General features: G+C 37.2%; 15 protein-coding genes. 11 read left to right on the top strand and 4 right to left on the bottom strand.

Annotated features, from left to right (window positions below; genetic code table 11):
• Positions 1-547, bottom strand: a 547-nt coding sequence (locus tag TR08_RS06745; RefSeq protein ID WP_238579095.1) for a hypothetical protein, incomplete at its 3' end; no start/stop codon positions are given.
• Positions 548-852: 305 nt separating this feature from the next.
• Between TR08_RS06745 and TR08_RS06740 the strand changes: the two genes are divergently transcribed.
• The 5 genes from TR08_RS06740 (at position 853) to TR08_RS06720 (ending at position 6128) form a co-directional block, all read left to right on the top strand.
• Positions 853-1920 carry a CotH kinase family protein gene (locus TR08_RS06740; protein ID WP_238579094.1) on the top strand — a complete coding sequence of 356 codons (1068 nt, stop codon included), beginning with the start codon at positions 853-855 and terminating at the stop codon, positions 1918-1920.
• Between the two features lie 152 nt (positions 1921-2072).
• On the top strand, positions 2073-2618 hold the full coding sequence (locus TR08_RS06735) for a hypothetical protein (protein WP_052427365.1): 546 nt from the start codon (positions 2073-2075) through the stop codon (positions 2616-2618).
• 64 nt (positions 2619-2682) lie between these two features.
• The gene (locus TR08_RS06730) at positions 2683-3906 is read left to right on the top strand and encodes a hypothetical protein (protein WP_045516788.1); all 1224 of its coding nucleotides are present in this window, start codon (positions 2683-2685) and stop codon (positions 3904-3906) included.
• 165 nt (positions 3907-4071) lie between these two features.
• The gene (locus TR08_RS06725) at positions 4072-4743 is read left to right on the top strand and encodes a hypothetical protein (RefSeq protein WP_045516787.1); all 672 of its coding nucleotides are present in this window, start codon (positions 4072-4074) and stop codon (positions 4741-4743) included.
• Positions 4744-4937: 194 nt separating this feature from the next.
• Positions 4938-6128: a M14 family metallopeptidase gene (locus tag TR08_RS06720; protein ID WP_045516785.1), complete on the top strand. Its 1191-nt coding sequence runs from the start codon at positions 4938-4940 to the stop codon at positions 6126-6128.
• Between the two features lie 136 nt (positions 6129-6264).
• On the opposite strand, the gene TR08_RS06715 is transcribed toward TR08_RS06720, so the two are convergent.
• Positions 6265-6642 (bottom strand): DUF2500 domain-containing protein, encoded by a 378-nt coding sequence (locus TR08_RS06715; RefSeq protein WP_370576281.1) that lies wholly within the window; start codon positions 6640-6642, stop codon positions 6265-6267.
• Positions 6643-6795: 153 nt separating this feature from the next.
• Here TR08_RS06715 and TR08_RS06710 point away from each other — a divergent pair, with 153 nt between their 5' ends.
• Complete coding sequence (locus tag TR08_RS06710) at positions 6796-7188, top strand: thiol-disulfide oxidoreductase DCC family protein (RefSeq protein ID WP_045516782.1); 393 nt, start codon at positions 6796-6798, stop codon at positions 7186-7188.
• A 167-nt stretch (positions 7189-7355) separates the two neighbouring features.
• Here the strand turns inward: TR08_RS06710 and TR08_RS06705 are convergent, their stop codons facing one another.
• Positions 7356-7766 carry a VOC family protein gene (locus TR08_RS06705; protein WP_045516781.1) on the bottom strand — a complete coding sequence of 137 codons (411 nt, stop codon included), beginning with the start codon at positions 7764-7766 and terminating at the stop codon, positions 7356-7358.
• A 475-nt stretch (positions 7767-8241) separates the two neighbouring features.
• Between TR08_RS06705 and treP the strand changes: the two genes are divergently transcribed.
• The 3 genes from treP (at position 8242) to treR (ending at position 12295) form a co-directional block, all read left to right on the top strand.
• A complete protein-coding gene (treP, locus tag TR08_RS06700) occupies positions 8242-9666 on the top strand; it encodes a PTS system trehalose-specific EIIBC component (RefSeq protein ID WP_045516780.1) in 1425 nt (474 codons plus the stop codon).
• Positions 9667-9898: 232 nt separating this feature from the next.
• Positions 9899-11566, top strand: coding sequence for an alpha,alpha-phosphotrehalase (gene treC, locus TR08_RS06695; RefSeq protein WP_045516778.1), 1668 nt, complete (start codon positions 9899-9901; stop codon positions 11564-11566).
• A 12-nt stretch (positions 11567-11578) separates the two neighbouring features.
• Positions 11579-12295 carry a trehalose operon repressor gene (gene treR, locus TR08_RS06690; protein WP_045516776.1) on the top strand — a complete coding sequence of 239 codons (717 nt, stop codon included), beginning with the start codon at positions 11579-11581 and terminating at the stop codon, positions 12293-12295.
• Positions 12296-12606: 311 nt separating this feature from the next.
• Here the strand turns inward: treR and TR08_RS06685 are convergent, their stop codons facing one another.
• Positions 12607-13137, bottom strand: a complete 531-nt coding sequence (locus TR08_RS06685) for a class I SAM-dependent methyltransferase (protein WP_370576280.1) — start codon at positions 13135-13137, stop codon at positions 12607-12609.
• Positions 13138-13371: 234 nt separating this feature from the next.
• Here TR08_RS06685 and TR08_RS30825 point away from each other — a divergent pair, with 234 nt between their 5' ends.
• Positions 13372-13593: an aspartyl-phosphate phosphatase Spo0E family protein gene (locus TR08_RS30825; RefSeq protein WP_370576285.1), complete on the top strand. Its 222-nt coding sequence runs from the start codon at positions 13372-13374 to the stop codon at positions 13591-13593.
• A gap of 147 nt (positions 13594-13740) precedes the next feature.
• A complete protein-coding gene (locus tag TR08_RS06680) occupies positions 13741-14358 on the top strand; it encodes an RraA family protein (RefSeq protein ID WP_045516773.1) in 618 nt (205 codons plus the stop codon).
• Positions 14359-14565: the final 207 nt, after the last annotated feature.

Genomic DNA, 14565 nt, shown 5'->3' with positions numbered 1-14565 from the left:
CCACGGCTACCTTTTCTTCCTTTTGGTCCTTTACCTTTTGGTCCACGGCCGCGGCTCCCTCTTGATCCACGACTGCCTCTACTACCGCGTGACCCTCTGCTGCCTTTTGACCCTCTGCTACCGCGTGACCCTTTGCTGCCTTTTGACCCTCTGCTACCGCGTGACCCTTTGCTGCCTTTTGACCCTCTGCTACCGCGTGACCCTCTGCTGCCTTTTGACCCTCTGCTACCACCTGAACCGCAGCTGCCTCTTGATCCATGACTGCCTCTACTACCGCCTGAACCGCGACTGCCTTTTGACCCTCTGCTACCTTTACTTCCCCTTGATCTTTTTCTACCTTTTGGACCCTTAGGACCCTTGCTTCCGCGTGATCCACCAGTTCCTCTTGATCCTTTGCTTCCCCGGGATCCTTTACTTCCTTTACTACCTCTGCTACCTCTAGACCCTTTACTGCCTTTGCTTCCCTTAGAGCCACGACTGCCTTTTGAGCCACAGCTGCCTTTGCTGCCACTTGAATCTGCACTATTACAGAAACATTTTCTTTCATGCTTTTCATCTGGATTGTTATCTAGAAATAAAACGACTCCATTATCCTTTGCCTTTGACAGCAATTGATTCATGTCCTTCATCATCTTGTTTTTCCCACCACTTTCATAAATAATTATTTTCACTTTCTAATTTATGGTAATAAAGTGGAACTTGATATAGACAAACATATATTTTTTAATATTTATAGGAAATTTGTTTACTCTTATGCTTTTACCCTGATTCAAAAAAGTAGATGTTTGTACGGCACATTCATCCGAGATGCTGCATACTATCTAGAAAAAATGTATGTATAGGAGTATTTACGTGTTAAAATATGAAATCTTCATTAATCCAAAATGGCTACAAAAGTTGGAAGATGATATTTGGGAGAATGACCATGTCCCGGCATTATTAAAAATTGGCGATAATCGATACAAAATAGGATTAACCTATCGGGGAAATGTCATTAGAAAGAAGAAGAAAAAATCCTATAATATCATTTTTCAAAACCCTTATCTCGTCGATGGAGCTCACGAAATTCATCTAAATGCAGAATACGATGACATTTCACTCAGTCGAAATAAGCTCTCCCTCGACTTTTTCGATCGTATTGGTGTAATTTCTCCACGCTCTAAGCATGTGCTTCTTTATATGAATGGTTTTTGTAAAGGTATTTATTTGGAACTGGAATCCTTTGACCAACAACTTTTGAAAAAAAGAAACCTGCCAGATGGTCCCATCATATATGCCACAAATTATTTCGCAAACTTTTCTTTACTCTCTCCTGAGAACGAACTTAAAAGCAGTTTAGATGATGGTTACACCATAAAATATGGTGATCAAAAAGATCTTTCTTTATTAGAGGACTTCATTGAGATGATCAACACCTTTACAAATGAGGAATTTGAAAAGGAAGTTGGTAAAATCCTAGATATTGATAAATACCTAAGATGGCTCGCTGGAGTAGTTTGTACACAAAATTTTGATGGCTTTATCCATAACTATGCTCTTTATCAAAATAGTGAAACCAGCCTATTTGAAATAACCCCTTGGGATTATGACGGAACCTGGGGAAGAGACCTTCATGGAAGGACGCTTGAGCACGATTTTGTCCCAATAAGCGGCTATAATACCTTAACTGGACGAATTCTCCATATTAACCAATATAGATTACAATACAAGGAAATCTTGTCTTCCATTTTAGAAAATCACTTTTGCCTAGAAACGTTAGAACCCATTATTGACCAACAATTTCAAAATCTAAAGCCCTATATCAGGACAGATCCCTATATAAATAGGGACGAGGAATATTTTGATAAAGAAAAAGAGGTCATTCTTATGTTTATTATGAAAAGAAATGGGTATTTAAAAAAAGAAATGGCATCATTATGACCTTTTCACCTGTATATGGATTCCATATACCCTTTTTTTTGCCTATTTTTACAAAAAGGTAAGAAAAAAGGCTCGTCGTTTAGTACAACATCACACCGTGACACATATAAATGCAGTGTAAAAGTTTATTTAATTAAAGGAGGATAAATATTGTGAATAACGACATGTGGAAGTCTTTAGTGGGGAAGACGATCAAGGTTGACAGAGGAGGACCAGAATCAAGAATCGGTAAATTAATGGCCGTTCTTGATGACCATCTAGTACTCTTAACTAAAGATGATGGTGTGCTTTATTACAATACACACCATGTCAAAAGTGTAACAGAAAATTCAAAGGACACAATGGATTTAGGAATTGAGGTACCGGAGAATTTCGAATTTAAAAGCGCTGATAGCTTCCAAGGTCTTTTAGACAGCCTAAAGTTCCAATGGGTAAGAATTAACCGTGGAGGCCCAGAAAAACTAGAAGGTGTTATTAGCGAAATAAACAAGGACTTCTTATCTTTAATTAGCAAAGAGGAAGTTGTCCGAGTATCTATGTGGCATATTCGAAATATTAGTTATGGATTAAAAGTCGAAAGTGAAAACAAAGAAGAAAGTAAAGATCAAGGATCTCAGGAGAATAAATTGTCTCAAACAGAAAAGCAAGTAGTGAGACAAAGAGTTGTTCGTGCAGAAAATTCACAAGTAAGACAATGACAAATAGAATTCTTGTCGCTTCTCAAAAGAGAAGCGACAAATTTACCCAAAGGAGGAAGTTTAAATGGGATCAGATAATTTTTCATCTACGGTAGATTTACTTAAAGGCTATTATGTGAATCTATATGTTGGTGAAGAAATTATAAAAGGAAAATTAATGGGCGTAGAGTCTGATCATATTATCCTAGAAGACGAAAACCAATACGTCTATTACTATAGCATTGATAAAATTCAGGCTATCACTAAAAATACGAAGCAATACAAAGGTGAAGAAATAACCACGGAATTTATGAAAACTCAAAGTTTAGCGGACTTATTAAGCTCATTAAAGAATTCATGGGTATCAATTTTGTGCTTAAATAAGCAATCATTTAACGGCGTTCTTAGTATCGTCGATAATGACTTTGTTACGTTAATCAATGGCGAAGACCGAATTTTAATCAAAATTGAACACATTTCAAATATTTTAAAAGGCTATCGGAAAGAAGAAAAACAAGAAGAAGACACAAATGAAACGGAATCAGCGGTTACAGAAAGTAAAAATGAAGTTAAAGACGACAATTATGTTGAAGCAGAAGTTTTCATGAAATCAAATAAAAGAGAATCAAATACTCCAGAGCACAAAGTTGTGAATAAGGTAGATAATAAGGAGGCTGCTTCTCCTAAAGTTGTAAATCAACCGGAAAATGAGAAAAAGGTTTGGGTAGAACCAATAAGAACTTCACTACCAATGGCAAAGATTAGCAATGAAATAAAACACGCATTAGAAGAGCAAAAGCAAAGCACACAAAGTGAGAACATTCCGCAAAATGTAAATGTAAGACAAAACAGCCATATCGAAGGTAGATGGTCAAAACCGGAAGTGCCACAATCACATCAGAATGATGGTAAAAAACAGAAAACAGAAGTAGTCATTCAAAACATCGTTAAGCATGATAAAGAAAGTATCCAAACTGTTCCTATAATGGAAAAAAGAGCTCAAGTAAAACAGCCGGTACGCGAACAAAAGAAAGCTGATCCTACACCGAAAAAAGTAGGAACTACTGATTCTACGCAGGAACTATTAAATAAAGTAAAAAAAGTAAAAGAAACCATTGATACAAATCCACTAATGAAAATAGAAAAGACAAAAATGAACAGTGTAGAAAGTAAAAAAGAGAATAAAGAACCTAAGGCACAAGAAATTGGGGTATCTCGTTTTTCTGGTGAACCAACTATGCGTGATTTTGACCGCAGATCCATCTTCTCGGGTTGGCCGAATCGAAATAATCAACAAAAACGAATTTAATCACTCCGAAGCAAATGACAGCAAATGATGATCCGTAAACAAAAATTCTCTAATCCTGTGCCGAAAAAATTTTACAATCAAGAGCAGGGCAGCTATCCCTAGTATATTTCACTTATGTAGCCCTCTCTTATTGTAGAATCATTTTACTAGAAAGGATGTGATTAAATGAAATTAAAGGATCATATTGGTAACTATATAAGACTTGAAATTTCTGGAAATAAGCCCATAAGTGGAATCTTAATCGACATTGGCAGTGATTTATGGGTTATTTACAATGGATATGATTATTTATATGTTCCTACAGTTCATATTCAAAATTGGAAGTTTCCAAAAAAAGAAGAAATCGAAGAAATTATTACTCTATCAGATGACCAATCTCCCATTTTTAACCCAAATGAGGAAATTTCCCTTCGAAAAACTCTAACGGCGGCAAAGGGTATTTTCACAGAAATATATGTGACGAGTAAACTAGCATTACATGGGTATATTATCAGCATCATGAATAATTATTTTGTTTTTTACTCCCCTATTTACAAAACGATGTTTATTTCCCTCAACCACTTAAAATGGTTAATTCCATATACAAATAACCAGCGTCCTTATGGTTTAAGCAATGCCAATTTACCAGTTAATCCATCTAACATTACATTCGCAAGATCATTTGAAGTACAAATTGAAAAATTGATTGGAACATTAATTGTATTTAATATCGGGGAAAATGAGAATGTTATGGGAAAAATCATGGGAATAAAAAATAATTTCGTTGAATTGATAACGGCTAAAGGTGATCCTGTCTATTTAAATCTTCATCATATCAAAACTGTTCATATGACATAAACGATGAGGATAACCTCTTTTCGTCAACAATGAGCAATGCGTTCTATATAACTATCTACAGAGTGTCCTATGGGCGGCACTCTTTTATTTATTTGCACCATCCTGCAATAACGCAAATATAAAAACCTACATAAATGCTCAACTTTGCTGCATACATTTTAAGTAAGACAATTTTTGACCATCAGGAGGATTACATGGACATCTATGTGAGGCAAGGTGATTCTTTATGGTATTACAGCCAACTGTATGGAATAAATCTTCAACTTATCATTGATTCTAACCGCGATATTCAACCAAGCCAGCTTGGGGCAGGACAGCGAATCCGAATTCCCGGCTTTGTTGCCCTGAATTATCAGATCAGACGTGGGGATTCGTTTTGGGGCATTGCCCAAAGTCGTAATCTTTCACTAGATGCGTTGCTGCTTGCTAACCCTAATGTAAATCCTAATCGACTATCAGTTGGGCAAACGATTAAGGTTCCACTTAGGATTACTTGGAGACTTGTTCAAGGAAAGCAGCACTATGATTTCAGCCGAATGATGAGTGATATTGCTCGCTTGCAAAATGTTTATCCATTTCTCCGTGTAACAAACGCCGGAAATTCAATACTTGGCAATCGGATTCCCGAAGTTCTAATTGGTAATGGTGTTAAAAGAGTTCATTATAATGCTTCTTTTCATGCAAACGAATGGATTACTACCCCTATCTTAATGACATTTTTAAATGATTATTGTTTATCACTTACGAATGGCACCTCTATTCGTGGGCTATCTACCTCCCCTTTATACCAACAAACGCTGCTATCTCTCGTGCCAATGGTTAATCCTGATGGTGTTAGTCTTGTTTTGAACGGTCCGCCTGAAAATGAAACGTGGAGAAATAGAGTAATCGAGCTAAATAGTGGCAGCACAGATTTTTCAGGCTGGAAAGCGAATATTAGGGGCGTTGACCTAAATGACCAATTCCCTGCCCGGTGGGAACTAGAAAAGGCAAGGAACCCTGGTCAGCCGGGACCGCGCGATTATGTAGGTGAAAGACCTTTATCGGAGCCAGAAGCCATTGCGATGGCAGATTTGACAAAAAGACGGGACTTTGCTCGAGTTCTAGCCTTTCATACCCAGGGAGAAGTAATCTATTGGGGATTTGAAAATCTTGAGCCGCCAGAATCCGAAATCATTGTTAATGAGTTTGCAAGAGTCAGTGGTTATCAGCCTGTCAAAACCATTGAAAGCTATGCTGGCTATAAGGATTGGTTTATCCAAGACTGGCGACGACCAGGGTTCACCGTTGAACTCGGAAAAGGCACCAACCCCCTTCCCCTCACTCAATTTGACGAAATTTATCAAAAGACACTGGGGATCTTTTTGGCGGGGTTGTATATGTAATGAATGGCCCATTTCGGTTTTTGAAATGGGTTTTCTTATTGAAAATGTTTTGTGTGTTTTCGGTTATCCGCCAGTATTTTCATATAATACTATCCTAACACCACAAGAAAAAGGCACGTGTGTTGACGTGCCTTTTTTATACCTTATTAACTTGTAATCTACGCGTAAAACCATGATATCGTGTTCCTTGGAAAATCAATTCCCCAAAGTCACCTTCAGCAATCATACCGTATTCAGAACCATTTACGGCTAGTTCGATTCTGTCACCGCTTTCAAATTGAAATGTAACATAATACCAAGTGCTTGCGTGTGAGTCATTACCTCCTCCGCTTACTTGGGTCCTTTTCGAAACAACTACTGCATCTACATTCAACTTTGGTTGCTTATTATTGTAATTCCATTGCTTAATACCTTTAAAAATAGTAAAAAGTATGATTCCAATGATCAAAATGAAAAATATTGGAAATAGTTTACTCATAATTGAAAACATATCAAATCCTTGTTCAAGTCCCATAGTCATCTCCCCTTTTTCAAAACAATCGTTATATCTATAATATTACTATAACGATAGAATTCTAGAGTCTCAAGAAAATTTGGTTTTTAAGTTTTATTTAAAAGGTTTTATATATACTATATAAAAGGTATGTATAACAAGGAATGGTGATACATGGAAACAATTATTTTATTTGATGGGATATGCAACCTCTGTAATAGCAGTGTTCAGTTCATTATTAAAAGAGATCCAAAGGGTCATTTCAAGTTCGCTTCTCTTCAAAGTGAGACTGGACAGTTTTTATTAAACCAATATGGTATTAGTAAAGAGATTGACAGCATAATAGTCATTGAAAATGAAAAAGTATATATAAAGTCAAGTGCGGCACTTCGGATCTGCAGTAGATTAAACGGCATTTGGAGGTATTTGTCCATACTAAGGGTCCTCCCTCCTTTTATTAGAAATTTCGTTTATGACATGGTGGCTAAAAATCGTTACAAATGGTTTGGGAAAAAGGAGAGCTGCTTGCTTCCTACCTCAGAAATGAAAAAACGGTTTTTAAAATAAGGAAAATATTTTTTAAAAATGGACATGTTCACTACATGCCTGTACTAAGAGGTACATATATTATAACTAACCCATGATACAATACCTCCTTTAGAAAGTGGCCCCACCACTTTCTTTTTTTTTTGCACTAAAAAAAGCACTCACAAGAAGTGCTTTTTGGCTAAGTATTAGGATTTTTGATAATTCAATTCCCAAATAATTCCGAAAGAATCTTGGACCCTTGCATATTTAGCACCCCAAAATGTATCCTCTAGCTCTGTTAGTGCCTTTCCGCCTTTCTTAAGAGCGTCAAAAAGATTTTGAATCTCCTCTTCACTCTCTGGCTCAAGCGTGAGCGAAATGTTAGACCCCACTACAACCGACTGACCTGGGAATGTATCTGAAAACATAATTGAAATGTCACCTTTTTTTAGCTGCGCATGCATCACTCGTTCATCTGCACCCGGAGGAGTTGGGTAATCGGCTTCTCCAAATGTTTGGACTCCGGTAATTTCAGCCCCTAATACTTCTTTATAGAACTCCAAAGCTTGTTTCGCATTACCATCAAAAGATAAATATGGTGTTATCTGCCCTTTCATCATAAACACTCCTTTATTTTAAATAAGCCACAATATATTATTTTTTCATAAAAGACAGGTTTTAATCAAAATTCACAAAAAAATACCTTTGAACAAATGTCAAAGGCAAAAGATGAGCTTAGTGGTCAAGGCTAAGCCCCGGTTTTAGGAGGTCTAAACTCAGAAGAATTTAAACAAGTTTATCTTACCATTTTCCGAAAATTCTTTCAATAGTTTAAAGCGTTAAAGTTTAAAAGAAATGAACTTGTAACATTATTTTTTTGTTGATTTTTTGATTTGAATTCAATCATGTATTCTTTATAATTTAATAGATTGACAGTCTTGTATATACAAGTTAGAATGTAAACGTAATCAGATAACTTGTATATACATGTATGAAACCGAAATGAAAACGTACACATTAACCTGTAAATACAAGGGGAAAATACTTATATAAAGAATTGGAGACTTCCAATTCCTTTAGGGGGAAAAACTAATGACGAAGTTCACTGAGTCAGCTAAAGAACTGCTCGAACACGTTGGGGGCAAGGAAAACATTGCAGCCGTAACCCATTGTGTAACAAGAATGCGCTTTGTTTTAAATGATCCAAGCAAAGCAGATGTAACAAAAATTGAAGCTATTAAACCTGTAAAAGGTACTTTTACCCAAGCGGGACAATTTCAGGTAATCATCGGAAATGATGTTTCTACGTTTTATAATGATTTTGTCAAAGTAGCCGGTGTCAGTGAAGCAACGAAAGATGAAGCAAAAGTTGCTGCAAAACAAAATATGAATTGGCTACAACGAATGATTGCCCATCTTGCAGATATCTTTACACCATTAATTCCTGCCCTTGTTGTGGGTGGTTTAATACTCGGATTTAGAAATGTTATTGGCGATATTAAATTACTTGAAGATGGAACCAAATCCATTATTGAAGTTTCACAATTCTGGGCTGGTGTTCATGCCTTCTTATGGCTGATTGGTGAAGCGGTGTTCCACTTCCTTCCAGTCGGTATTACATGGTCCATTGCTAGAAAAATGGGTGCTACACCAATCCTAGGGATTGTCCTTGGAATTACGTTAGTCTCTCCACAATTACTAAATGCCTATGGTGTTGCAGGAGCAAAAGATATTCCAACTTGGGATTTTGGCTTTGCGCAAATTGAAATGATTGGCTATCAAGCTCAAGTTATCCCTGCTATTTTAGCCGGATTTGTTCTCTCTTTCTTAGAATTAAGACTTAGAAAAATCGTTCCGAATTCAATCTCTATGATTGTCGTTCCATTCTTAGCATTAATTCCAACTGTATTAATTGCACATACGGTTTTAGGTCCTATCGGTTGGACAATCGGTTCATGGATTTCTGATGTTGTATATTCAAGCTTAACTTCTGCATTCGGCTGGTTATTCGCTGCAATCTTTGGTTTTGCTTATGCACCGCTTGTTATCACAGGCTTACACCATATGACAAATGCGATTGACCTTCAATTAATGTCAGAGCTTGGTGGAACAAACCTATGGCCAATGATTGCCTTATCAAATATTGCTCAAGGTTCTGCAGTTCTTGCGATGATCTATATCAATCGTAAAAATGAAGAAGAAAAACAGGTCTCGATTCCAGCTGCTATCTCTTGTTACCTAGGTGTTACAGAACCAGCGATGTTCGGGATTAACCTAAAATACGGCTTCCCATTCCTTGCAGCTATGCTCGGCTCTCTAGTAGCAGCGGTCATTTCTGTAGGTAGTGACGTAATGGCTAACTCTATCGGTGTTGGCGGACTTCCTGGTTTCCTTTCAATCCAGCCACAGCATATGATGATGTTTGCAATTGCCATGTTGGTGGCGATTGTGGTGCCGTTCATATTAACAATTATCTTTGCAAAAACAGGAATGAACAAATTTTCATTTAAAAAGTAATACTCCAATAAGGAAAGCGTAAGCGCCCTGTTCAGCGGCGTATGGCCTGGAGCGCTCCAACTGAGATAAAGGAAACACGAAGAGCCGAAGGCGCATTCGTGCTTGACTTATCGTAGGGCGGAGAGCGAAGGACACTAGCCGCTAGGGCTGCTTGTGCTAGACAATTTAGGAGGGAGACCATCTCCCTCCTTTTCCATATTAGAGTCTCAAAAAATATAGGCAGGTGTATATCATGTCAACATCATGGTGGAAAAAAGCAGTAGTTTATCAAATTTATCCAAAAAGTTTTTATGATACAACCGATAATGGTACCGGCGATATCCAAGGAATCATCGAAAAGCTCGACTATTTAAAGGAGCTAGGTGTAGATGTTCTTTGGCTCACTCCGATATATAAATCCCCCGGGCGAGATAATGGTTATGATATAAGCGACTATTACAACATTCAAGAAGAATACGGCACGATGGATGACTTCGAACAACTTATTGCACAAGCACACAAGCGCGGAATCAAAATCATTATGGATATTGTCATCAACCATACATCCACTGAACATAAGTGGTTTCAACAAGCAAAATCCTCAAAAGACAATCCATATCGTGATTTTTACATCTGGAAGGATGGTAAAGACGGTCTCCCTCCTACCAACTGGGAATCAAAATTTGGAGGTTCAGCCTGGCAATGGGATGAAACAACAGGACAATGCTATTTACATTTATTTGATGTCACACAAGCAGACTTAAACTGGGAAAACCCAAAAGTTCGTGAAGCATTATATGAAATGATGCATTTTTGGCTCAAAAAAGGCATCGATGGCTTCAGACTTGATGTCATCAACTTGATTTCAAAAGATCAGCTGTTCCCTGAGGATGATAGTGATGGACGTAAATTTTATACCGATGGACCAAGAATTCATGAGTTCCTCCATGAGATGAATGAAATGGTATTTTCAAAATATGACATCATGACTGTTGGTGAAATGTCTTCTACTTCCATTGATAATTGCATTCGCTACACGAACCCGCGTGAAGAAGAGCTGAATATGACGTTCAGTTTCCATCATTTGAAAGTGGATTATCCTAATGGAGACAAATGGACGAAAGCGAATTTTGATTTCCAAGCTCTTAAAAATATTCTGTCACAATGGCAGGTAGAAATGAATAAGGGCGGCGGCTGGAATGCCCTCTTCTGGTGTAATCATGATCAGCCGCGTGTTGTCTCAAGGTTTGGAAATGATAAGCAGTACCACAAAGAATCGGCAAAAATGCTTGCGACGACCATCCATATGATGCAAGGAACCCCTTATATTTACCAGGGGGAAGAATTCGGGATGACTAATCCGAAGTTCGACAAAATTGACGATTATCGTGATGTTGAGTCACTTAATATCTTTGAAATTAAGAAAAAAGAAGGTTTGAATGAGCAAGAAATTATCGAGATTTTAAAACAAAAGTCTAGGGATAATTCTCGTACTCCAGTTCAATGGAATAAGCGTGAACATGCTGGTTTTACAACTGGCACGCCATGGATTCATACCGCTGCTAACTATAAGGAAATTAATGCAGAAAACGCTAGGAAGGATTCAGATTCTATTTTTTATCACTATCAAAAACTCATTGGGCTGCGGAAAGAATATGATGTTATCACGAACGGGGATTATAAAATGATTTTTGAAAATCATGAATCCATCTTTGCGTTTGTACGAAAAACGGAAAATGAGATGCTGTTGGTTATTAATAATTTTTATGGAAAAGACACTACTTTTACTCTCCCAGTGAAGTTCGACATTGATGGTATGTCAAACTGTGTGTTACTCTCAAATTATGAGGACTCTGCCCCGCTCGGCAAAGAAATACAGTTACGACCATACGAGTCCATTGTTTATCATTTGAAAAAATAATGGGAGATTTTTATGACAAACAAGTATCAAATTATCTTTAATACGATTGTGGATCAGATTAAAAGCGGAGAAATCCCGCCGAACACCCTTCTCCCTTCTGAAAATGAACTGAAGGAACAGTACGAAACGTCAAGAGAAACAATTAGAAAAGCCTTAAACCTGCTTGCGCAAAATGGTTATATCCAAAAAGTAAGGGGCAAAGGTTCGATTGTCATTGATATTAATAAATTCGATTTTCCGGTTTCGGGCTTGGTTAGCTTTAAAGAGCTCGCCGATAAAATGGAAAAAAAGCCAAGGACGATTGTCAATGAATTATCATTAATTATTAAGCCGGATGCCCATATTAAGCAACAGCTTCAGCTATCAGGGAAAGACCAAGTGTGGAAGATTGTTAGAACGCGGGAAATTGGCGGCAAGAAAATTATTCTTGATAAAGATTATCTTGCCGCCAAATTCGTCCCTTCCATCACGGAGGAAATTTGTGCGAATTCTATTTATGCCTACCTGGAAAATGAGTTAGACCTGAAGATTAGCTTTGCAAAAAAGGAAATAGTCGTCGAAGAACCAACTGTAGAAGACCGTTCATTTCTAGACTTAGAAGGGTTTCATAATATTGTCGTCATCAAGAACTATGTATATTTAGAGGATGCCAGCCTATTTCAATATACGGAATCCCGACACCGTCCTGACAAATTCAGATTTGTCGACTTTGCACGGAGAACACACTAAAAAAAACTCAAAGCGATTTGAGGTTTTTTCGATACATAAGCTGGTAAATTCCTTTTGATTCCCTTCAACGGGTAAAATGCTCACTTAGGGGAATCAAAAGGTGTCTTTGATTCCCTTCAATAGGAAAAATGCTTCCTTGCGGGAATCAAAAGGTGTCTTTGGTTTCCTTCAACGGGTAAAATGCTCACTCATGGGAATCAAAAGGTGTCTTTGGTTCCCTTTAACATGGAAAAGGCACACTTAGGGGAATCAAGTAGTGTTAATGATTCCCTTCAACTTGAAAAAAGCTAACTTGCGGCAATCAAAGGGACTTACTCCTTCCTATTTCTTAATTCTGCTACGATAAAGAGATCTTTGTAAAATTGTTCTACTCTTTCTATCTTTAATCCCTGATTTGAAAACTTCTGTAATGTCTCCCTATTCAAACAGCAGCCATCACAAATTTTTTTCCATAAAGGTGTTAGACCTTCCTGCATTTTGCTAAGCACGGTATTTTCCATTTTCACGTGTTCAAATAATAGTATTTTTCCGTTGGGTTTACATACTCTTTTTAACTCCTTAATAGCCTCTTCGACATTTGGTATCGTACAAAAAACCAGTGTTGCCACCACTGTATCAAATGTATGATCTTCAAACGGAAGTCTTTCTGCACTCGCGTTAACCATTTCAATCGGTACTACTGCTAATTTTTGTTTTGATACAGATTGGTTGATCATATGATGACTCGGCTCGACGGCGATTACATGATCAACATTCCTATACAAAGGAAAATTAACCCCTGTCCCTGATCCAAGTTCAAGCACCTTCCCCGTCGCGCTTTGCAGCAACTTTTTACGAATCATCTTGAACTTCCTCTGTTCCAAAGGACCCATAAAAAAATCATACCATTTTGGAAATGTACTACTCAAAATCGTCAACTCCAAATTTAAAATACTATATATCGAAAGTCTATAACAATCGTTATAAAATCCCTATAATATGTGAGAAGTTTCACTGACTAACTAGGACAAATTCAATATACTAAGGATATATCATATATTTAACACCAATACCATTATATGTATAATAATATTTAAATTGGAAGTGATAATACGAATCCAATAAATCAATGTCTTTATGAACTGAAAAATCAAATAGAGATATTAAGAGAAGAAATGATATCAATAGGCCTAAGCAAAGGTTTATGCAATGAACAAACTATTTTGATTAGCGAAAAACTTGATCATTATATTGCCGTATACCTCTCATTAAAAAATTATATTAATGAATTGTGCTACTTAAAGCAAATGGATAACTAGCGAAATTTCGAGATTAGAAAGAGCTTGGAGAATAACTCTCCAAGCTTTTATATTAATTGTCCAAATTCCGATAAAATGATGAATTTTTCCCTTTAAGACAACATGTATAATAAAGAGAGAATGAATTAAATTTGGAGGGTGACTTAAATGGAAAAAATTGTTAAGGAATTTCTTGCAATTCCAACTACCTGCATTTCTGACGCAATGGATGGTTTAAATAATTTTCATCCGGCTATTAAACCGCTAAAGGAAAATTACAAACTCGCTGGGCGAGCTTTCACAGTGAAAATTCCAGTTGGTGATAATCTTTCAGTCCTACAAGCTATTCGTGATGCAAATCCAGGTGATATAGTAGTTGTCGATGCGAAAGGTGACCAATACAGGGCCATTGCCGGTGATTTTGTTGTGGGCATGGCCCAAACATTGGGTATCGGTGGTCTTGTTGTTGACGGAGTGATTCGTGATATTGTTGGAATTAAAGCGTTGAACTTCCCTGTTTTCTCCCGAGGAACGACAGTTGCAGCAAGCGGTAAAGCAGGAGTCGGTGACGTGAATGTGCCGATTTCGTGTGGTGGTGTTCCTGTAAATCCTGGGGATATTATTGTTGGAGACGCCGACGGAGTGGTGGTAATTCCACGAGCATTGGAGAATGAGATTTTGGCTATATCCTTAGAGAAATTGAAAAAAGACGGACTCAGAGAAGCAAGTATTTCCGGAAATCCTGATGCGATACGGAAACATCTAGACCAACTATTATCCAAATAAGACCTATTTTTTAAACACCCTACCTATACAGAGGAAAAACTTCCCCACCCATCGAATAATACCATGAAAAAGAACTTCAACAATGAAACTAACAATTAATTCAAATATTAGGTGCATTGAAATCCCATCCAATAAAATAAAGTATCTTTTTTACTAGTCTGCTCAATTATAACTTCTCAATTCAAAAAGGTATTGGTTCTGCTATGA

It is taken from the genome of Neobacillus niacini (assembly GCF_000759675.1).
In the GTDB taxonomy this organism is placed as follows: Bacteria; Bacillota; Bacilli; order Bacillales; family Cytobacillaceae; genus Neobacillus; species Neobacillus niacini_A.
This window is presented reverse-complemented; position numbering and strand designations above follow the sequence as displayed.